The organism is Mesorhizobium sp. EU05-FHT14A09 (genome assembly GCF_058790995.1).
Genome location: NZ_JBYTDF010000005.1, coordinates 148,923 through 167,200, shown reverse-complemented (window position 1 = coordinate 167,200; position 18,278 = coordinate 148,923). Strand labels below are relative to the sequence as shown.

Annotated in this window: 15 protein-coding genes; 6 read left to right on the top strand and 9 right to left on the bottom strand. The window is 62.6% G+C overall.

Going from position 1 to position 18,278, the window contains the following annotated elements; genetic code table 11:
* The first annotated feature begins 18 nt into the window (after window positions 1-18).
* Window positions 19-1,473, top strand: coding sequence for a glutamate synthase subunit beta (locus tag AC3WTO_RS18795; protein WP_492462321.1), 1,455 nt, complete (start codon window positions 19-21; stop codon window positions 1,471-1,473).
* A gap of 31 nt (window positions 1,474-1,504) precedes the next feature.
* Here the strand turns inward: AC3WTO_RS18795 and AC3WTO_RS18790 are convergent, their stop codons facing one another.
* Complete coding sequence (locus tag AC3WTO_RS18790) at window positions 1,505-2,671, bottom strand: SGNH/GDSL hydrolase family protein (RefSeq protein WP_492462319.1); 1,167 nt, start codon at window positions 2,669-2,671, stop codon at window positions 1,505-1,507.
* A 70-nt stretch (window positions 2,672-2,741) separates the two neighbouring features.
* Entirely contained in the window at window positions 2,742-3,899 is a 1,158-nt protein-coding gene (locus tag AC3WTO_RS18785) for a lytic murein transglycosylase (protein WP_492462317.1), read from the bottom strand.
* Between the two features lie 464 nt (window positions 3,900-4,363).
* On the opposite strand from AC3WTO_RS18785, the gene galU reads away from it, so the two are divergent.
* Entirely contained in the window at window positions 4,364-5,269 is a 906-nt protein-coding gene (gene galU, locus AC3WTO_RS18780) for a UTP--glucose-1-phosphate uridylyltransferase GalU (RefSeq protein ID WP_492462315.1), read from the top strand.
* A 140-nt stretch (window positions 5,270-5,409) separates the two neighbouring features.
* Here galU and AC3WTO_RS18775 read toward each other — a convergent pair whose 3' ends face one another.
* Window positions 5,410-7,326 (bottom strand): outer membrane beta-barrel protein, encoded by a 1,917-nt coding sequence (locus AC3WTO_RS18775; RefSeq protein ID WP_492558428.1) that lies wholly within the window; start codon window positions 7,324-7,326, stop codon window positions 5,410-5,412.
* Window positions 7,327-7,452: 126 nt separating this feature from the next.
* Here AC3WTO_RS18775 and AC3WTO_RS18770 point away from each other — a divergent pair, with 126 nt between their 5' ends.
* Complete coding sequence (locus AC3WTO_RS18770) at window positions 7,453-8,454, top strand: KpsF/GutQ family sugar-phosphate isomerase (RefSeq protein WP_492462311.1); 1,002 nt, start codon at window positions 7,453-7,455, stop codon at window positions 8,452-8,454.
* Between the two features lie 48 nt (window positions 8,455-8,502).
* Here the strand turns inward: AC3WTO_RS18770 and AC3WTO_RS18765 are convergent, their stop codons facing one another.
* The 5 genes from AC3WTO_RS18765 to omp10 all read right to left on the bottom strand — a co-directional run bounded on the left by AC3WTO_RS18765 (window position 8,503) and on the right by omp10 (window position 13,959).
* Window positions 8,503-8,967: an NfeD family protein gene (locus tag AC3WTO_RS18765; RefSeq protein WP_492462309.1), complete on the bottom strand. Its 465-nt coding sequence runs from the start codon at window positions 8,965-8,967 to the stop codon at window positions 8,503-8,505.
* 15 nt (window positions 8,968-8,982) lie between these two features.
* Window positions 8,983-9,939, bottom strand: coding sequence for an SPFH domain-containing protein (locus tag AC3WTO_RS18760; protein ID WP_492462307.1), 957 nt, complete (start codon window positions 9,937-9,939; stop codon window positions 8,983-8,985).
* Between the two features lie 239 nt (window positions 9,940-10,178).
* A complete protein-coding gene (hemH, locus tag AC3WTO_RS18755) occupies window positions 10,179-11,225 on the bottom strand; it encodes a ferrochelatase (RefSeq protein WP_492462305.1) in 1,047 nt (348 codons plus the stop codon).
* 99 nt (window positions 11,226-11,324) lie between these two features.
* The gene (locus tag AC3WTO_RS18750; protein WP_492462303.1) at window positions 11,325-13,298 is read right to left on the bottom strand and encodes a 5'-nucleotidase C-terminal domain-containing protein; all 1,974 of its coding nucleotides are present in this window, start codon (window positions 13,296-13,298) and stop codon (window positions 11,325-11,327) included.
* Between the two features lie 280 nt (window positions 13,299-13,578).
* Window positions 13,579-13,959 carry an outer membrane lipoprotein Omp10 gene (gene omp10, locus AC3WTO_RS18745; RefSeq protein ID WP_492462301.1) on the bottom strand — a complete coding sequence of 127 codons (381 nt, stop codon included), beginning with the start codon at window positions 13,957-13,959 and terminating at the stop codon, window positions 13,579-13,581.
* A gap of 349 nt (window positions 13,960-14,308) precedes the next feature.
* On the opposite strand from omp10, the gene AC3WTO_RS18740 reads away from it, so the two are divergent.
* The 3 genes from AC3WTO_RS18740 to AC3WTO_RS18730 all read left to right on the top strand — a co-directional run bounded on the left by AC3WTO_RS18740 (window position 14,309) and on the right by AC3WTO_RS18730 (window position 16,556).
* On the top strand, window positions 14,309-15,703 hold the full coding sequence (locus AC3WTO_RS18740; protein WP_492462298.1) for a PTS galactitol transporter subunit IIC: 1,395 nt from the start codon (window positions 14,309-14,311) through the stop codon (window positions 15,701-15,703).
* An 87-nt stretch (window positions 15,704-15,790) separates the two neighbouring features.
* Complete coding sequence (locus AC3WTO_RS18735) at window positions 15,791-16,252, top strand: PTS sugar transporter subunit IIA (RefSeq protein ID WP_492462296.1); 462 nt, start codon at window positions 15,791-15,793, stop codon at window positions 16,250-16,252.
* Between the two features lie 16 nt (window positions 16,253-16,268).
* A complete protein-coding gene (locus AC3WTO_RS18730) occupies window positions 16,269-16,556 on the top strand; it encodes a PTS sugar transporter subunit IIB (protein ID WP_492462294.1) in 288 nt (95 codons plus the stop codon).
* Between the two features lie 180 nt (window positions 16,557-16,736).
* Here the strand turns inward: AC3WTO_RS18730 and AC3WTO_RS18725 are convergent, their stop codons facing one another.
* A complete protein-coding gene (locus AC3WTO_RS18725; protein WP_492462292.1) occupies window positions 16,737-18,182 on the bottom strand; it encodes a homospermidine synthase in 1,446 nt (481 codons plus the stop codon).
* Window positions 18,183-18,278: the final 96 nt, after the last annotated feature.

The following is an 18,278-nucleotide window of genomic DNA, read 5'->3' as shown; positions in this document are numbered from 1 at the left end:
CTCTACAGGAACCGAGACATGGGCAAGGTAACAGGTTTTCTCGAGATCGACCGGCAGGTGCACAAGTACCAGCCGGCATCCGATCGTATCCGGCATTTTCGCGAATTCACGCTGCCGATGTCGCAGCCGGAGGTGGAAAAGCAGGCGGCGCGCTGCATGGATTGCGGCATTCCGTTCTGCCACGGTCCGACGGGCTGTCCGATCCACAACCAGATCCCCGACTGGAACGACCTCGTTTACAATGGCGACTGGGATGCAGCGATCCGCAACCTGCATTCAACCAACAATTTCCCGGAGTTCACCGGCCGCATCTGCCCGGCGCCCTGCGAAGAAGCTTGCACGCTGAACCTTGAAGACATTCCGGTGGCCATCAAGACGGTTGAGCAGGCGCTGGCCGACAAGGCTTACGAGACCGGCTATGTCCGTCCGTATCCCCCGGAGAAGAAGACGGGCAAGAAAGTTGCCATCATCGGGTCGGGCCCGGCCGGCATGGCGGCCGCACAGCAACTTGGCCGCGCCGGCCATGACGTGCATGTCTTCGAGCGCGAAAGCCGCCCCGGTGGACTGCTGCGCTTCGGCATTCCAGACTTCAAGATGGAAAAGCACTATATCGACCGCCGCGTCGAACAGATGGCGGGCGAGGGCGTGACGTTCCATTGCGGTGTCAATGTCGGTGTCGACAAGAAGGTTGAGGACCTGCTCGCCGAATATGATGCGGTGCTCTATTGCGGCGGTTCGGAAACACCGCGTCCAGCCGGGATTCCTGGCGACGATCTGGCAGGCGTGCATGACGCCATGCCTTACCTCGTGCAGCAGAACAAGCGTGTCGGCGGCGAAGACATCCAGTCGGTTGCCTGGGCGTCGCAGCCGATCGTGGCATCCGGCCAGCATGTCGTGGTCGTCGGCGGTGGCGATACCGCTTCCGACTGCGTCGGCACGGCATTTCGTCAAGGTGCGGTGCGCGTCACTCAGCTCGACATCCGCCCGCAGCCACCCGAAAAGGAAGACAAGCTTGCGGTCTGGCCCTATTGGGCGACCAAGATGCGGACCTCTTCCAGCCAGGCCGAAGGCGCCGAGCGCGAGTTCCAGGTGGCGACGCTGGAGTTCATCGGTGAGGAAGGCCAGCTCACCGGCGTGAAGTGCTGCGAGGTGGACGAGAAGCGCAAGCCGATCCCCGGTACGGAATTCGTCATCCGCGCCGATCTTGCCTTCATCGCCATCGGCTTCGCCGGTCCGATCGACGGTGGCGTGACCGCCGAGATGGACGGCAAGCTCGACATCATCACCGACGTGCGCCGTTCGAGGAACGTTGCCGCCAACGATCATGACTACCGCACCAGCGTGGACCGGCTCTATGCCGCCGGCGATATCCGCCGCGGCCAGTCGCTGGTGGTATGGGCAATCCGTGAAGGTCGCCAAGCCGCGCGCGCGATCGACGAGGCTCTGACCGGAGCGAGCGTGCTGCCGCGGTGAGTTGAGGCAGCAGAAGTCATTTCCCTACTGCCTACTGCCTATTCACTATGAAATCGTCGGCGCGGCCAGGTGAGGCCGCGGGCGCGATGCCCTGGACGGCCAGCTTTTCGCCTGGAAGGATCAGGGCAGGTTTTGCAGGCGGCGTTGCCCCCAGCAATTCGGTTCCGCCGTCGAGTGCGGGGTCGCCAAGCGCCATCGGTTCAGTTCGGTCGACCGGCATGGGCGCGGCCGGCGTCGCCGGCTGGCCCGACGGCAGGGGACCGGCCGGCAAGGATGCCGGTGCCGCCGGCGTTGACAGGCCGAGGATCTTCATCAGCGGCTTTTCGGCATAAAAGGCCAGCTTGCGCTTGCCGCCGCGGGTCAGATTGATGCCGTCATCGGCACGCAGGCGCACCGGCTGGCCATTGACGTCGGGACCGGTCGAGACGAAGGCGCCGTTCTCGTCGACGAAACCATCCCAGATGTCGACGAATTCGCCATTGTAGGCCTCGGCCGCCGCGCGATAGATGCCGTTGAAGGCCAGCATGTCCGCGGTCATCTTCTGGGTCTTGAAGGCCGGCATGCCGACCCAAAGATAGGGGATCTTCGAATTCGCCAGCGCTTTTGCAAGCGCCTCGGTGCGCAGTTCATAGGCCTTCGTCCAGATTTCCGTGCGCGGTTGCTCGCGCTCTTCCCCTACCTTCATCTGCTGTCGGTCGTTGGAGCCCATCATGATGATGACTGCAGCCGGCTTTTCGGCTGTCAGGAGAGCCGCGATCTCCTGCGGCCAGTTGTAAACATCATCGCGCACGAAACCCGAGGAGCCCTTGGCCTTGTCTGCGACACGGATGGCAGGATTGTTGGCAAAAACCTCGTTCAATCCTTCGGCCAGACCGCTCGCCATGAAGTCGCCAATGACCAGGATGGTGCGGGCATCGGTCGTCTTTTCGACCACCGGCACCTGCGGCTCGGCAGGCTTGCGCACGACGGGCTTCTTCTTTTTCGGACGCGCGGGAAAGCGATCTTCAGGTGGCGGCGCCACACGTTCGCTCCGACGCGGGAAGAAGAGATCACGCAGGGACCATGGCCGCGCTTCTTCCTCCTGTGCAAAGGCCGGAGCGTGGACCGTTGCAGCCGTGCCAACCAGCAACATGGCCGCTGCCACGAGGAGCAACGGCAGCCGGCGTAGTCCTGCCATCAAGCGCGTTGCCGCCGCCAAGCTGCCTCTCCGTTTGTGACATGGGCGATCCGGCCGGGCCGGATCGCCTCTCTTCAGGTGCTGAGGGCGCTTACCGCCGCCGCAGCGTCTTCAGCACTTCCATGCTGGGATTGCCGTCGGGGGTCAAGCCGACCTTGGATTGATAGGCCATGATGGCATCCTTGGAAGCCTGGCCTATCTTGCCGTCAAAATTGCCGCTGTAGTAGCCGTGATCGGCCAGACGTTGCTGCAATTCCTGCTTTTCAGCGAAGCTCAGCTTGGTGAATGGCCGGCTCCAGTCGTTCACCAATGTGCCGTAACCGGCGATCTGGTCGGCGAGCAGGCCGACGGCGAAGGCATACTTGTCGGCGTTGTTGTAGCGCTTGATCACCTGGAAGTTCCGGGTCACCAGGAAGGCTGGGCCTTCGCGGCCGCCCGGCAGCTTTAGCTCGGCCTTGTCGGCACCATTCCTGAACGGCTTGCCGCTGGCGCGAGCAACACCAAGCGACTGCCATTTGGCGAGAGACATGGAGCCGCCCGGCATCTTGCCGTCGGGCAGGGCCACTTCGTAACCCCAGGTCTTGCCCGACTGCCAGCCATTCTTCTTGAGCAGATTGGCTGCGGTCGCGAGCGCATCGGGTACCGAATTCCAGATGTCGCGGCGGCCGTTGCCGTCGAAGTCCACCGCATAGCTCTGGTAGCTTGTCGGAATGAACTGGGTGTGGCCCATCGCGCCGGCCCACGAACCTTGCAGATGGCTTTCATCGATATCGCCGGTCTGCAGGATCTTGAGCGCTGCGATCAGCTGGGTGCGGGCGAATTTTGAGCGTTTCTTGTCACCATAGCCCAACGTCGCCAGCGAGCGGATGACATTGCGCATGACATCGGTGCGCTTCAGCATCTCGCCATAGTTGGATTCCATCGACCAGATGGCGAGCAGGATGTAGCGATCGACGCCGAAACGGGCTTCGATCTTGTCCAGCCACGGCTTCCACTTGCGTGCCATCGCCTGGCCGTTGGCGACCGACTGCTCATGCACCCGGTTGTCAAAATAATCCCAGGCAGGGGCGGTGAATTCGGGCTGGAAACGTGCCTTTTCAAGCACTTCCAGGTCAGGATCCCTGATGTTACGGAATGCCTCGTCATAGACTGCACCCGACACGCCCGATTGCACGGCGGTGGCGCGGAACGAAGCAACCCAGTTGCGGAAGCCGGCATCGGCTTGCGCTGGCCCGGCCGGGATCAGCAAGGCAATCGACAGCGCCGTCGCCGTGGCAAGACTGGCAAGTCGTTTAGAGCAATTCCAGCAAAAGTGCGCAGCGGTTTTGCGTCCGGAATTGCGCAAAAACAAAGAGCTAGAGCTTACCCGCGTTTTCGTAAAGAACGAAAACGCTCTAGCGGCGGTGCGAAAGGGCATCATGTCCTCCATTTTCATCGCAGGAAGAGCATTCATGACCGAAGCCGGTTAGGATTTGGTTTACCATAGAGCGGCCGGTCTACAAAAACACAACCGACAGAAATTTTGACAGGAAGCGTGCAGCCGTTCATTAGAGGGTTTCCGCGTCAGCGGAGACACGGAAACACTCTAACTCCTTGTTTTTGCGCAATTCCGGACGCAAAACCGTTGCACACTCTTGCTGGAATTGCTCTAGTCTTCAATTCCGGCATGAGAATGTCCCGGCAAAGGGGTTACCCGCAACGGATGATGGATCGATGAGAAAAGTCAGAAAGGCAGTTTTTCCGGTCGCGGGCCTCGGCACGCGCTTTCTTCCGGCTACCAAGGCCATTCCGAAGGAAATGCTGACCGTCGTCGACAGGCCCGTCATCCAGTATGTGGTCGATGAAGCACGGGAAGCCGGTATAGAACACTTCATTTTCGTCACTGGTCGCAACAAGGCGGTGATCGAAGACCATTTCGACGTGCAGTTCGAGCTTTATGATACGCTCGCCCAGCGCGGCAAGGATCAGGTTCTCGAGCGCTTGCAGCGCCTGCAGCCGGCGCCTGGCCAGACTTCGTTTACCCGCCAGCAAGTGCCGCTGGGCCTCGGCCACGCCGTGTGGTGTGCACGCGAACTCGTCGGCGACGAACCCTTCGCCCTGTTGCTGCCGGACATGATCATGCAGTCGCAGAAAAGCTGCATGAGGGACATGGTCGAACTCTACGAGGAGACGGGCAACAACATCATCGCCGTACAGGAATGCGACCCGGCCGAGGCGCATAAATACGGCATTGTCGGCCGCGGCGAGGACACTCACACCGGGTTCCGCATCACCGAAATGGTGGAGAAGCCGAAAAAGGGTACGGCGCCGTCGAATTTCTACATCAACGGCCGCTACATCCTGCAGCCGGAGATCTTCCGGATCCTGGAAAACCAGGAGCGCGGCGCCGGCAACGAGATCCAGCTGACCGACGGCATGTTGAAGCTGATGAACAACCAGTCGTTCTACGGCTACCACTATCGTGGCCGGACCTTCGATTGCGGCTCGCCGGAGGGTTTCGTCGAAGCCAACGTCGCCTTCGCCCTGTGGCGCGAGGGGACCGACAGCAGCATGGCCGGTGTCATCCGTGGCCTGCTGGACGAGTTCGAGAACGCCGGTATCAAGACGTCCGCAGTCTGACCGTCATCGGCCGGGTTCGCTACCCGGCCGGATACGTTTTGCAATATGTTGCAGCGGCAATTGGATCGTTGCCGCTTTTCCCCCTTCGTTCTGAAGCAGTTGCGGACGGAAAACCGCTACGCACTCTTTCGGGAATTGCGCTAGCGCTGCATGGTGAGGCCGAGATAGACGCTGTTGGTCTTGCTGTCGCGGTTCTCGATGTTGCTGGTCAGCCGCTCGTGGCGCACATAAGACGTCAGGCCAAGATAGCGGTTGAGCCACCAGGTCGCGCCGATCTGGGCACTGTAGATCAGGTCATGATCGCCGGTGTTCTTGTAGTCACGATACGAAAAGCCCAATGCCGCGTTTCCGGTTAGATTGGCGCGCATCTGGCGCTCCAGGGTGATGCCCGTGGTGTAGAGCACCGAGCCGCTCTGGCCGGGGGTGGTGGTATCCTCCAGGACGGTCTGGCCGTTGAACCCGACGATGGTGCCGCGTACAGGCGACCAGCGCAAATTTGCTGCCACCGTCGCGCCTGACATCGAAAGCAGCCGGCTGTCGTCGAAATTCTGGCGCAGCCAGCCGACCGACATCTCGCCGTTCAGCTTCTCGCCCAGATCGAGCTCAACGCCGCCGCGCAGGCCGAGCCGCTTCGACGAACGCTCATAGCCACTGAGGTCGACCGTTTCGTCGAAGACGCGCCGGCCGATTTCGACCTCGGCGAAGGGAGTCAGCGCCGGCGAGATCTGGTACCCGCCGCGCAAGGTGGTGGTGTAGAGCGTCGAGTTGCGGGTCTCCTGCGACTGGGTCGTGCCGTCGCTGAGCGTCGCGTCGCCATAGATAGTGCGTTCGGCCCCGCCGGTCAGGCCGAGGCGCAGCTTGCCGACTTCCTTCTGCAGGGCAAGGCTGCCGTTGAAGGTCTTGCGCTGTGGCTGCGTGACTGCGCCTGCTACGCCTTCCGGCGAGGCGGCGCCTTCCGGCGCCGTATCGAAACCAAGCCTGGCGACGGCACGCCAATCATGATCGAGGTCGACATTGAACGTGCCTTGCAGGCTGCCACGCCATTCCTTGAGGTCCTGGCCGGAAAGGCTCTTCTGATAATTCAAATTGCCGTCGACAACGGCCGAATTGGTGGCCCAATCGGACGTCGCGTTGAGGCGAAGCGTGCTTTGCGAGATCGTCGCAGCACGGCCGAAGGCGCTGTTGCTGGCGTTCGACGTGGCGAGCACGCCCTGTTCCAGGGACGGCCTCAGAGTGAATGTGCCGACCTTGATGCCGAGAGGGGCGTAGGGCGTATCGTCCCGTCGCAGCACACCACCTTCGATCCCTCCCGTGCGAGCCTCGCGCGGATCGAGCGGAGCGCGATCTGGTGTGTCGATCGTCGCGGTGCGGACATTGCGGTCGACTTCCTGCCCCTCTGGCGTGGCCGCAGTGCCGGGTCGGCGGGCCGGGTTGCGTCTTGCTCGTGCAGTATTGGCCTGTGCGGGGTTGGCCTGGTCGGGATTGGCCTGATCTCCGTCCTGCGCCGCGGTCGCTCCGTTTCGGGCGCGCTGCCGGGCATCCTGAGGGTTGGTGGGGCGCCGTCCTGCCGCGCCCGCGGTCTGCCGGCGGGTTGCCGGTGCCGCTTGGTCTGCGAAAGGATCCGCCGCCTGGGCCGCGCCTGGCGCGTTCGGGTCTGCGGGTCGTGCGGCATCCAACGGGTTGGGAGCACCAAGCGGGGCGCCACCCAGTACGTTGGGATCGTCCGGCAGTGCGCCCGGGCTGGCGGGCTGATAGGCCGGATTCGGAATACCTTCGGCTGGTGCGATACCTTGAGGCTGGGCGCCGGCAGCACGGTTGAGTGGTGGCAAGCCAATGGCGCCACGCTGACCTACCGGCGGCAGCCCGCGGAGCTGATTCTGCGGGATGGTCTGCTCGTCGAGCGGGCCCCGCAGGTCGAGTTGCTGGGCAAAGGCGGCTGATGTCACCAGCAAGGGCAAAGCCGTTGCGGCCAGCAGCAGAGCGCTGGCGGCCGTCTTTCCTTGGCTGCTTTTGTCAGGCTGGGCCCGCGACATCATTACCACACGTTTGCGACGCACACCCCTGGCGCCATGCTTACCGAACCGTAAATTGGGATGGTTAATGGAGTGTTAGGTTTGGATGCCGTGTGGCCGGCAAACGAATGAAATGGACAGACGAAGCTGGAAAGGATAATCGCTTCGTCCATGCATGCTGCAAGCTTGAAGAAGAAGCCGGCGGATCGTCAGGCCGCCATCGCGTCGGCGCTTAGGACCGTGGCCACCGAGCAGACCGGCCTGGTCGCGCTCAGTACCGCGCTGAACGATGGCCTGGCCGAGCCTTTCGCGCAGGCCGTCGATGTCCTGTCCAGGATCACTGGTCGCGTCATCGTGACCGGGGTCGGCAAGAGCGGCCATATCGGCACCAAGATCGCGGCGACCCTTGCCTCCACCGGCACGCCCGCCTTCTTCGTCCATGCCGCCGAGGCGACACATGGCGATCTCGGCATGATCGCGCCGGATGACGCCATCATCGCGCTGTCCTGGTCGGGCGAAAGCGTGGAGTTGAAAAGCATCATCGCCTATTCGCGGCGTTTCTCGATCCCGTTGATCGGGCTGACATCCGGCGAAAAATCGGCGCTGGGGCGCGCAGCCGATGTCGTGCTGGCGTTGCCGAAGACGCCGGAAGCCTGTCCGCACGGGCTTGCGCCAACCACTTCGACGCTGCTGCAATTGGTGATAGGCGACGCGCTGGCGATTGCGCTGCTGGAAGCGCGCGGTTTCACGCCGGACCATTTCCGCACGTTCCATCCTGGCGGCCAGCTGGGCGCCAACCTGATGCTGATCTCCGAGATCATGCGCACAGGCGACCAGATCCCCGTCGTCCCGCTCGGCACCAAAATGCCGAAAGCGGTGCAGACGCTGGCGGAGAAGAAGGCCGGCTGCGTGTGCGTGGTCGATGGCGCAGGCAAGCTGGTCGGCATCATCACCGACGGCGATCTTGGGCGCAACCTGCACCGGAACCTCGCCGAAGCGACCGTCGACGACATCATGACCAAGTCGCCGAAGACGATCGAGCCGAGCCTGATGGCTGGCGCGGCGATCAGCCTGATCAACAAGCACGACATCGGCGCGCTGGTGGTGGTGGAGAACGAGATGCCTGTCGGCCTCGTGCATTTCCACGACCTGTTCCGTATCGGCGCCGCCTGATCTGCGCGCGGCGGGCAGCCGCCGCGCTGCTGCATGGAACGCTGAAAGTCAGATCTTTTCGACGGTCAGTTCCAGGTCGGTTTCCGCTGCGCCCGTCACCCGCACACGCGCACCAGCCGGCAGATCCGGCCCTGAAACCCGCCACAGTGTGTCACCGAGTTGGATGCGGCCACGGCCTTCGCGGATCGGTTCGGCCAGTGTCGCGGTGCGGCCGATCATCTGTTCGCCGCGCCGGTTGAGCAGCGGCTGGTCGCTGCTCTCGCGTTTGCTGCTGAAGAAGCGCTTGCCGGCATAGGCCGACAGCAAGGCCAGCACCAGGAAAGACAGCACCTGCGCTTGCCAGGTCCAGAAGGCGGCGTCCCACAGCACAAGCGAGGCCGCGCCGATCAACAGCGCGGCTATGCCGATCCACAACAGGAAGACGCCGGGGGCGAGGATTTCCGCCACCAGCAGCGCAAAGCCGAGAACCATCCAGTTCCAGGGGCCGAGTTCCAGAAGAAGCCGCTGCAGCATGGCCGTGCTCCGCAATCAGCTTTCGTTCGGACGGACCAGCGGCGGGCGTGCCGTCTGCCGCTGCGCGCCCGGGCCGTCGCCCTTGAACACTTCCTTGGCGATCTCGCCGATGCCGCCGAGGGTGCCGATCAGTGACGAGGCCTCCATCGGCATCAATACGATCTTGGAATTGCCGGCCGTGCCGATCTTGGCCAGCGCCTCGGTGTATTTCTGTGCCACGAAGTAGTTGATCGCCTGCACGTCGCCCTTGGCGATGGCTTCCGACACCACCTGCGTGGCGCGTGCCTCGGCTTCGGCGGAGCGCTCGCGCGCTTCCGCGTCACGGAAGGCGGCTTCGCGGCGGCCTTCGGCTTCGAGGATCTGGGACTGCTTCAGACCTTCGGCGGCCAGGATCTGCGCACGCTTGTCGCGCTCTGCCATCATCTGGCGGGCCATCGAGTCGACCAGATTGGCCGGCGGGTTGATGTCCTTGATCTCGACGCGGGTGATCTTGACGCCCCATGGATGGGCAGCCTCGTCGACCACGCGCAGCAGGCGCTCGTTGATGGCATCACGGTTGGAAAGCAACTCGTCCAGGTCCATCGAACCCATGACCGTGCGGATGTTGGTCATGGTCAGGTTGAGGATGGCATTCTCCAGTCCCGCCACCTGATAGGCGGCCTGCGCCGCATTCAGGATCTGGTAGAAGGCGATGCCGTCGACGCCGACAATGGCGTTGTCGCGGGTGATGATTTCCTGGGTCGGAACATCGAGCACCTGCTCCATCATGTTCATCTTGGCGCCGATGCGCTCGAAGATGGGATTGATGATGTTGAGGCCCGGCGTCAGTGTCTTGGTGTAGCGGCCGAAACGCTCGACCGTATGGTTGAAGCCCTGAGGCACCGTGCGGATGCCTTTGAAAAGCAGGATGAGGACCAGTGCGACCAGAACGACGATCGCGATGTCGAAACCCGTGAAACCGCTGAAATCCATTCGGCTCTCCCTCAATTGCCGACGCCGTGGCGAGATCCGCGCAGCAGCCTGAAATCAGATCGATTCCCGCAGGCACGATGCGCAGCTCAAGCGTGCCGGAGCATCCTTGCGCGTCCTATGGACCCGGGCCACCCCAACAGCTCACGAAACACTTAAGTGCGTTTCACTGCCGTTACAATCGGGGGAGGTGGTTCTGCTGGGGACTGCAGCCCTGTCCGGGCTGAATACCGGGAGCCGGATCAGATCCAGCCGGCCAGTTCGCGCCGCGCCAGGGTCTCGATCACGTCCATGCCTTCCGGGCTGTCGTTCAGGCAGGGGATGTGGGCAAACTTCTCGCCGCCGGCATGCAGGAAGATTTCCTGCGCCTCCTGTGCGATCTCTTCCAGTGTCTCGATGCAGTCCGACGAGAAGCCCGGATTGAGCACGGCAATGCGCTTGATGCCTTCCTTGCCCAGCCGCTCCATCGTCTTGTCGGTATAGGGCTGCAGCCACTCCTGCGCGCCGAAGCGGGACTGGAAGGTGGAGATCAGTTTCGCCTCGCTCCAGCCAAGCCGTTCGCGCAGCAGGCGTGTCGTTTCCAGGCAGTGCTGCTGGTAAGGATCGCCCTTGTCCGCATAGGGCTTTGGAATGCCGTGATAGGAGGCGACCACCACTTCCGGCTCGAAATCCAGCGTGGCGAGATGTTTTTCGACCGAGCGGGCGAGCGCGTCGATGTAGACCGGCTCGGCATAATAGGGCGGAACGGAGCGCACGGCCGGCGCGCGCCGCATCGTCATGAGCGCGCGGAACAGCTGGTCGTTGGCAGTGGCGGTGGTCGTTGCCGAATATTGCGGGTAGAGCGGGAAGGTGAGGATGCGGTCGCAGCCTTGGGCGACCAGCTTTTCCACCACCGAGCGGGTCGACGGGCTACCGTAGCGCATCGCCCAGTCGACGCTGACATTGGCAAGATCGCCAAGCCGTTGCACCAGCTTCTCGCCCTGACCGCGCGTGTAGGTGCGTAGCGGCGACTCGTTCTTCTCGCGATTCCAGATCTTGGCGTAGTTTGCGCCGGACTTCTTCGGCCGCGTCGTCAGGACCAGGCCGTAAAGGATCGGATACCAGGCCCAGCGGGGCAGCTCGATGACGCGGGGATCAGACAGGAATTCGCGCAGGTAGCGCCACATCGGCCCATATTCGGTGCCGTCCGGCGTACCGAGATTGATGAGCATAAGCCCGACTTTTTCGGGGCTGTTTTTTGTCAGGCTGCCAGAGGACAAGGGAGCCTCGATTTCGGTAGCGAATGTCATGGGCATCTAATTAGCAGCGCATGACGCGGTTTCAATGCCGCGTCTGGCCGCACCCCGGAAATGCCGATCTCCTCGCTAAGGAGGAGATCGGGGCACCCTTCATTTTGCCGGTATCTTCAGTTCGCTGCCCACCAGCAACCGATGCGGCTGCTGGCCGGGATTGGCATGCGCGATGCGCCGCCATTTGGTGCCGTCGCCATAGGCCTTGACGGCGATGTCCCAATAGGTGTCGCCCTTGGCGATGACGTGGGTGCCGCCGGCCTGGACCGGCGCTGCGGCTTCGGCCGGCTTGGCGGCTTCCGCGGGAGCGGCTTCGGCTGGTTTCGCGGCAGGGGCTTCGACGGTCGGTGGCGTGTTGGCGATATCGCTGGATGCAGCCGGTGGGGCCGGCACTGCCGGCGTGGCCTCGCCGCCGCTGGCGGCCGGAGCCGGTTCGGCGGGCTTCGCAGCCTCGGCCGGTTGTGCGGCAGCGATGTCGACGATGCGGCCGTCGAGCTTCGGCGTGTAGGGATTGTGGGCGCCGAGATAGTCGGCCACGGTCTGCTCCAGGCCCGGGCCGTAGTCGTAGGCGTTCTTGCCCTTGTCGGCGAACACCTTGTAACCGTCGCCGCCCTGGCGGGTGTAGTTGTTGGCCGCGACCAGGTAGTCCTTGTTCGGATCGAGCGGCACCCACTTGCCGTTCTCCATCACCTCGACCGACTTGATGCGGCTTTGCGCGGGCGCGGCCCGGTCGAGGGAATATTTGAGGCCGGCGACCTGGGCGAAGCGGCCGCCGCCTTCCTCCACCTGGCTGGCGCCGTTCTCCAGCGCGGCCTTCACGTCGGCGCCGGAAAGCTGGAAGGTGGCGATGGTGTTCTGGAAAGGCAGCACCGTCAGCACTTCACCCATCGAGACCTTGCCCTGGTCGATCGAAGCGCGCAGGCCGCCGCCATTGGTGAAGGCGATCTGCACGCCCTGATCCTTGACGCGATCGAGCACCGCATCCGAAACAAGATTGCCCATGGCGCATTCGCGCGTGCGGCAGTTCTCGCGGCTGCCGTCGATGACCGCGGTGGTCTCGCCGACCTGCTTGGCCTTCAGCTCCTCGATCGGCGCGCCGAGCTCCTTGATGCGCGCCAGCACCTGCGGATCCGGTGTTACGGACTTGTCGAGCGGGATCGGGTTGCCGCTGGCTTCCTTGACGATGCCATTGTCGTCGAACACCACCTTGAATTCGCCGAGCAGCTTGGAATAGGAGGCGGCCTGGGTCACCGGCACCTTGTAGCCGTCCGGATTGTCGATCATGGTCGGGTAGGGACCCTCAGCCTTCGGATCGGTGTTGGACAGCAGCGAGTGCGAATGTCCACCGACCACGACGTCGACGCCCGGGATCCTGGCGATCATCTCCTTGTCGCGCGGGTAGCCGACATGGGTCAGCGCGATGATCTTGTTGACGCCCTGGCCTTTCAGCTTCTCGACCTCGGCGGTGATGGTCTTGACGTCGTCCTCGATGGTGATGTTGGGGCCGGGGGTGGCAAGTTCCGGCGTGTCGTTGGTGACGGCGCCGACAATGCCGATCTTCTGGCCACCCAGCTCGATCACCACGGACGGCTTGATGCGGTCGCCGACCTTGGCGGCGGCGCTAGCCTTCACATTGGCCGACAGCACCGGGAACTTGATGATGTCGAGGAACGGCGCCAAGGCGTCTTCACCGTCGTCGAACTCATGATTGCCGACGGTCATGGCGTCGAACTTCATCTGGTTCAGGAATTCGGCTTCGGTCTTGCCCTTGTAGGTCGTGTAGAAGAGCGAGCCCTGGAAGTTGTCGCCGCCGTTGAGCAGCACCACGTTCTGGCCTTCCAGCCTCTTGCGTTCGGCGGCGATCGCGGTAACCAGCCGGGCGGCGCCGCCGAAGCACTCACCCTTGGTCTCTTCCTCTGCGGAACAGGTGGATTCGTACTTGTTGTTGCTTTCGATACGGCTATGCCAGTCGTTGATGTGCAGGATGTTCAGCGTGTAGTCGGCAAAGGACATGCCGGTGCTCATGCCGAGGGCCGAGGCCGACAGTGCGGTGGCGACAGCGATCTTCTTCATTCCTGCTCTCCCGTTGCGTTCGTGATGCCGCGCTCCGCGCAGCGATCGTGTCGATCGCGGGAGCGATGCGGATGGCCTGCCGTGGTGTTGTAGACGCCCTGCTTGACTGGAGTTTTACATGCCCTCGACAGGCATGTTCCCATTGCCTTTCCGTCGTTGCAAGCGGATTCGGGGCGGGGTTTTTGCCGGCGAAACGTTGCGCGTAACAGAAACGGCCGCACCTTGCGGATGCGGCCGTTCGACAAGATGTCGATTGCGAGCGCCTGTGGCGCGGCTTGCGTCAGCTGCGGCGCGTCAGCACGAAGTTCTGGCCGGCCTGGCTGGTGCAGTTGAGCTGGTTGATCGAGACGAGCAGGCAGTTGAAGGCGATCGGCGACTGGCGGATCAACGAGGTGCCATTGATCTCGATCGACGTCTGGCTGGTCGAGCGATAGCTGCCGTCGGCGAGCTTCTGGCCGGTATCGGTGGCAACCGTCTGGAACTTGCCGCCCGAAATGGTCGAAAGCCCGGTGCCCTGGGCATCGATCCAGGAGCCTTCCACACCCTTCGGCGCTGCCGCCGGTGGCGGTTCGCTGGGGCCGCCGCCGGTCTGGCAGGCTGCCAGTGCCATGGTCGCGACTACGGCAAGGCTGGCCGAAACAAGTTTGCGCGCTGTCATCATGTCGTAAAACCTCTCCTCGGTCCGCGTCCCTTCCATCGCTCGAATTGATGATGAAAACAAGGCTCGCTATAGCAATTCCAGCAAAAGCGCGCAGCGGCTTTGCGTCCGGAATTGCGCAAAGACAAGGAGTTAGCGCGCTCTGCGTTTCCAAGAAAATCCAAACTCTCTAACAATGCGGTTTGCAAAGCGTGGCGTGTCGGCAACAGTTCAAAGAGGTGCTGCGGTCCACCGGTTTGTCGGGGAGAGTCGATTGACAGCCTCTTGAAAGGCTGCAACTTTCGTATATCGAAGAACACAAATGTTCTTGGAATGGCGCGCCGGAAACAACCGGGCGTCTTGGGGAGGAAAAATGGACACGTTTTTGACCGGCCTTAAATCGGCCGTGGACACGCTTGGCGCGACGGTTCTGTTGCCCATCGTCATTTTCATCATCGCGGTGGTGCTGGGGGCCAAGGTCGGCAGGGCGTTTCGCGCCGCCGTTACCATCGGCGTCGCCTTCATCGGTATCAACCTGGTGCTCGGCCTGATGCTCACCTCGATCGGCGACGTGGCCAAGGCCATCGTCACCAACACCGGCATCCAGCGCGATATCGTCGATGTCGGCTGGCCGTCTGCCGCGGCCATCGCCTTCGGATCATCCGTCGGTCTCTGGGTGATCCCGATCGGCATCGCCGTCAACGTGGTACTGCTCCTCCTGCGCCTGACACGCACGCTGAATGTCGACGTGTGGAATTTCTGGCACTTTGCTTTCGTTGGCTCGCTGGCCACGGCCGCGACCAACAGCCTTGCCTATGGCCTAATCGTTGCAGCCCTCGTGGCGGCCCTGGCACTGCTGTTCGCCGACTGGTCGGCTCGCGCCGTGCAGCAATTCTATGGTATTCCGGGCGTCTCGGTGCCGCATCTGGCTTCGGCCCAGATCCTGCCGATCGCCATTGTGCTGAACTGGGTGATGGACCGTATCCCGGGCATCAACAAGATCAACATCAGCACCGAGACGATCGAAAAGCGTTTCGGCGTGTTCGGCGAACCGGTGGTGCTCGGCCTGATCATCGGCCTCGTGCTTGGCCTGATCGCCTATTACAACGCCGGCGATTTCGGCACCGTGCTGTCGAAGGTGCTTTCCACCGGCATGACGCTTGCCGCCGTCATGCTGCTTTTGCCGCGCATGGTGAAGGTGCTGATGGAAGGCCTGCTGCCGGTCTCGGATGCCGCACAGGAATTCGTGCGCAAGCGCACCGGCGACCGCGAGCTGCTGGTGGGTCTCGACTCGGCGATCCTGATCGGACATCCGGCCGCAATCTCGTCGTCGCTGATCCTGGTGCCGATCGCCATCATCCTGTCGGTGATCCTGCCCGGCAACCGCGTCATCCTGTTCGCGGACCTTGCGGTCATCCCGTTCATCGTGGCCATGACCGCGCCGCTGCTCAAGGGCAACGTCTTCCGCATGGTGGTGGTGGGTACCATCACGCTCGCCCTCGGCTTCTACGTCGCCAACGCACTCGCCCCGCTGTTCACCAGCGCTGCCGTCGCCTCCGGCTTCAAGATGCCCGAACATGCGGTGCAGATCACCTCGGTGGTCGACGGCTTCCTGTGGATCCCCTACGTGATCATCGAGGCGATCCAGGGTCTTGGTGTTGCCGGACTTGCCGTGCTGGCGCTGTTGATCGCGGGAGCCTTCGTGCTCTACCGCCGCAACACGCTGGCCTGGGAACGTGCGGCCGGCGCCGAGGACGAAGCAGCCTGAGGCTGATCGTCGGGTAGCCGTCACCTGAAAGGAAACATGGGGCCGGAGGCGGAGATCGCCGTCGGCCCCAAATCTGGAGAACAAAGCATGGCGCAAGCCCTGATCGACCACATCGACCCCGAAGCGATCCTGCTGGGTGTGAACGCCGCCGACAGTGAAGCGGTGATCCGTCAGTTAGCCGCGCGCCTGGAGTCCCTGGGTTACGTCAAGCCGAGCTATGTCGATGCGGTGGTGAAGCGCGAGCAGACGATGCCGACCGGCCTGCCGCTCGGTCTTGCTGAAAACGTCGCCGTGCCGCACACCGACCCGGTCCACGTCAACAAGGCGGGCGTGGCGCTGGCGGTGCTGTCGCAGCCGGTCGACTTCGCCAATATGGAAGAACCGGATGAAGCGGTTTCCGTCGGCATCGTCTTCCTGCTTGCCATCAACGACAAGGACAAGCAGATAGAAATGCTGCAGGAGATCATGGGCACCATTCAGAGCCCTGAAGCGCTGGCCGGCCTGAAACAGGCCACGAGCGTCGACGATGTCAGGGCACTATTGAGCTAGCAGGAGTAAATTCGACATGGCCAGACAGAAGACCATTCTTTTCGCCTGCGGCACCGGCGTCGCAACCTCGACGGCCGTCAATGTCACGGTGACGGAAGCCATGAAGGCACGCGGACTGACGTTCAATGCCCTGCAGTGCAAGGCGACCGAAGTGGCCAGCATGGCCGATGGCGTCGACCTGATCGTCTCGACCACGCCGATCTCGGCTTCGGTGACGGTGCCCATCATCAAGGGGCTGGCCTTCCTTACCGGTATCGGCAAGGACAAGGCGCTGGACGACATCGAAGCGGAATTGCGGAAATAGCCATTCCTGGAGGGTTTCCGTTTTTAACGGCAACGCTCCAACTCTTTGTTTTTGCGCAATTCCAGACGGAAAACCGGTACGCACTTTTCCTGGAATTGCTCCAGCTCCGCCAGAGGCCGTTCTGATCCGAACAACGAAAAAGGGCGCCGATCGGCGCCCTTCTTGTTTATGGATTGGCGGTCAGCGCACCAGGATGTTGCGGAACTGCCAGGGATCCTTCTGGTCGATGTCTTCCTCGAACAGTCCCGGCCGGCCGTCCAGCGGCGTCCAGTCGGTGTAGTATCCGTTGACCGGGCCGAGATAGGGCTTCTGCACTTCCAGGCAGCGGTTGAAATCCATCTCGTCGGTCTCGACGATACCGGCTTCCGGATTTTCGAGCGCCCAGACCATGCCGGCGAGCACCGCCGACGACACCTGCAGGCCAGTTGCGTTCTGGTGCGGAGCCAGCTTGCGGGCTGCCTCCAGCGTCAGCTGAGAACCGTACCAGTAAGCATTCTTCTTGTGACCGTAGAGGAGCACGCCAAGCTCGTCGGAACCATCGACCAGTTCGTTTTCCTCGAGCACGTGCTGTACCGGCTGCGCCTTGCCTGCAGCGCCGAACATCTCGTGCAGCGACAGCACGGCATCGTTGCTCGGATGGTAGGCGTAGTGACAGGTCGGACGGTAGGTCACCTCACCATGCTTGTCGCGCACGGTGAAGAAGTCGGAGATCGAGATCGCCTCGTTGTGGGTGACCAGGAAGCCGTATTGCGGACCGGGGGTCGGCACCCAAGTGCGCACGCGGGTGTTGGCGCCGGGCTGTTCCAGGTAGATCGCCGCCTTCGAGCCCTTCTTGTGCTTCTTGGCGTTCTTGGGCATCCACTTCTCATGGGTGCCCCAGCCGAGCTCGGCTGGCTGCAGGCCTTCCGAGATGAAGCCTTCGACCGACCAGGTGTTCCAGAACACGTTCAGCGGCTTGGGCTTCTTTGCGCGCTGGGTGTCGCGTTCGGCGATGTGCACGCCCTTGACGCCAGCCTTCTTCATCAGCTTGGCCCAGCCTTCGCGGTCGTCCTGCGCGGGCGTCTCGATCTCAAGGCCAAGGTCCTTGGCGAGATTGACCAGCGCCTGCTTGACGAACCACGACACCATGCCGGGGTTGGCACCGCAGGTGGAGACGGCGGTAGGGCCGCCCGGATGCTTGCGCTTTTCCGCCAGCAGGCCTTCGCGCAGCGCGTAGTTGGTGCGCGAGGCGTTGCTGGCTTCGGTGTCGAAGTAGAAGCCGAGCCACGGCTCGACGACCGTATCGACATAAAGGGCGCCGAGCTTGCGGGTGAGCCGCATCAGGTCGACCGAGCCGGTGTCGACCGAAAGGTTGATGCAGAAGCCCTGGCCGCCGCCATTGGTCAGCAGCGGGGTCAGCACTTCCTTGTAATTGTCCTTGGTGATGGCCTGCTTGATGAAGGTGATGCCGCGTTCATCCGCCAGTTTGCGGTTTTCCTCGCTGGGATCGATGATCACCATGCGAGACTTGTCGAATTTGAAATGGCGCTCGATGAGCGGAAGCGAGCCACGGCCGATCGAACCGAAGCCAATCATCACGATTGGGCCGGTGATCTCACCATAGACGGGCCATTTTTCATTCGCCATTTTTTGCGGCACTCCTTCGTTTTCGTATGTCCTCAACAGAAAAACCGGACGCGGATGCGTCCGGCTGCGACTGCTAAACCATACATGCTTGTCACA

Excerpts from the sequence above, each read along its gene's own strand:
- AC3WTO_RS18795 (WP_492462321.1), top strand. The coding sequence starts at position 19 with ATGGGCAAGGTAACAGGTTTTCTCGAGATCGACCGGCAGGTGCACAAG.
- galU (WP_492462315.1), top strand. The coding sequence starts at position 4,364 with ATGAGAAAAGTCAGAAAGGCAGTTTTTCCGGTCGCGGGCCTCGGCACG.
- AC3WTO_RS18770 (WP_492462311.1), top strand. The coding sequence starts at position 7,453 with ATGCATGCTGCAAGCTTGAAGAAGAAGCCGGCGGATCGTCAGGCCGCC.
- AC3WTO_RS18765 (WP_492462309.1), bottom strand. The coding sequence starts at position 8,967 with ATGCTGCAGCGGCTTCTTCTGGAACTCGGCCCCTGGAACTGGATGGTT.
- AC3WTO_RS18760 (WP_492462307.1), bottom strand. The coding sequence starts at position 9,939 with ATGGATTTCAGCGGTTTCACGGGTTTCGACATCGCGATCGTCGTTCTG.
- hemH (WP_492462305.1), bottom strand. The coding sequence starts at position 11,225 with ATGACATTCGCTACCGAAATCGAGGCTCCCTTGTCCTCTGGCAGCCTG.
- AC3WTO_RS18750 (WP_492462303.1), bottom strand. The coding sequence starts at position 13,298 with ATGAAGAAGATCGCTGTCGCCACCGCACTGTCGGCCTCGGCCCTCGGC.
- omp10 (WP_492462301.1), bottom strand. The coding sequence starts at position 13,959 with ATGATGACAGCGCGCAAACTTGTTTCGGCCAGCCTTGCCGTAGTCGCG.
- AC3WTO_RS18740 (WP_492462298.1), top strand. The coding sequence starts at position 14,309 with ATGGACACGTTTTTGACCGGCCTTAAATCGGCCGTGGACACGCTTGGC.
- AC3WTO_RS18735 (WP_492462296.1), top strand. The coding sequence starts at position 15,791 with ATGGCGCAAGCCCTGATCGACCACATCGACCCCGAAGCGATCCTGCTG.
- AC3WTO_RS18730 (WP_492462294.1), top strand. The coding sequence starts at position 16,269 with ATGGCCAGACAGAAGACCATTCTTTTCGCCTGCGGCACCGGCGTCGCA.
- AC3WTO_RS18725 (WP_492462292.1), bottom strand. The coding sequence starts at position 18,182 with ATGGCGAATGAAAAATGGCCCGTCTATGGTGAGATCACCGGCCCAATC.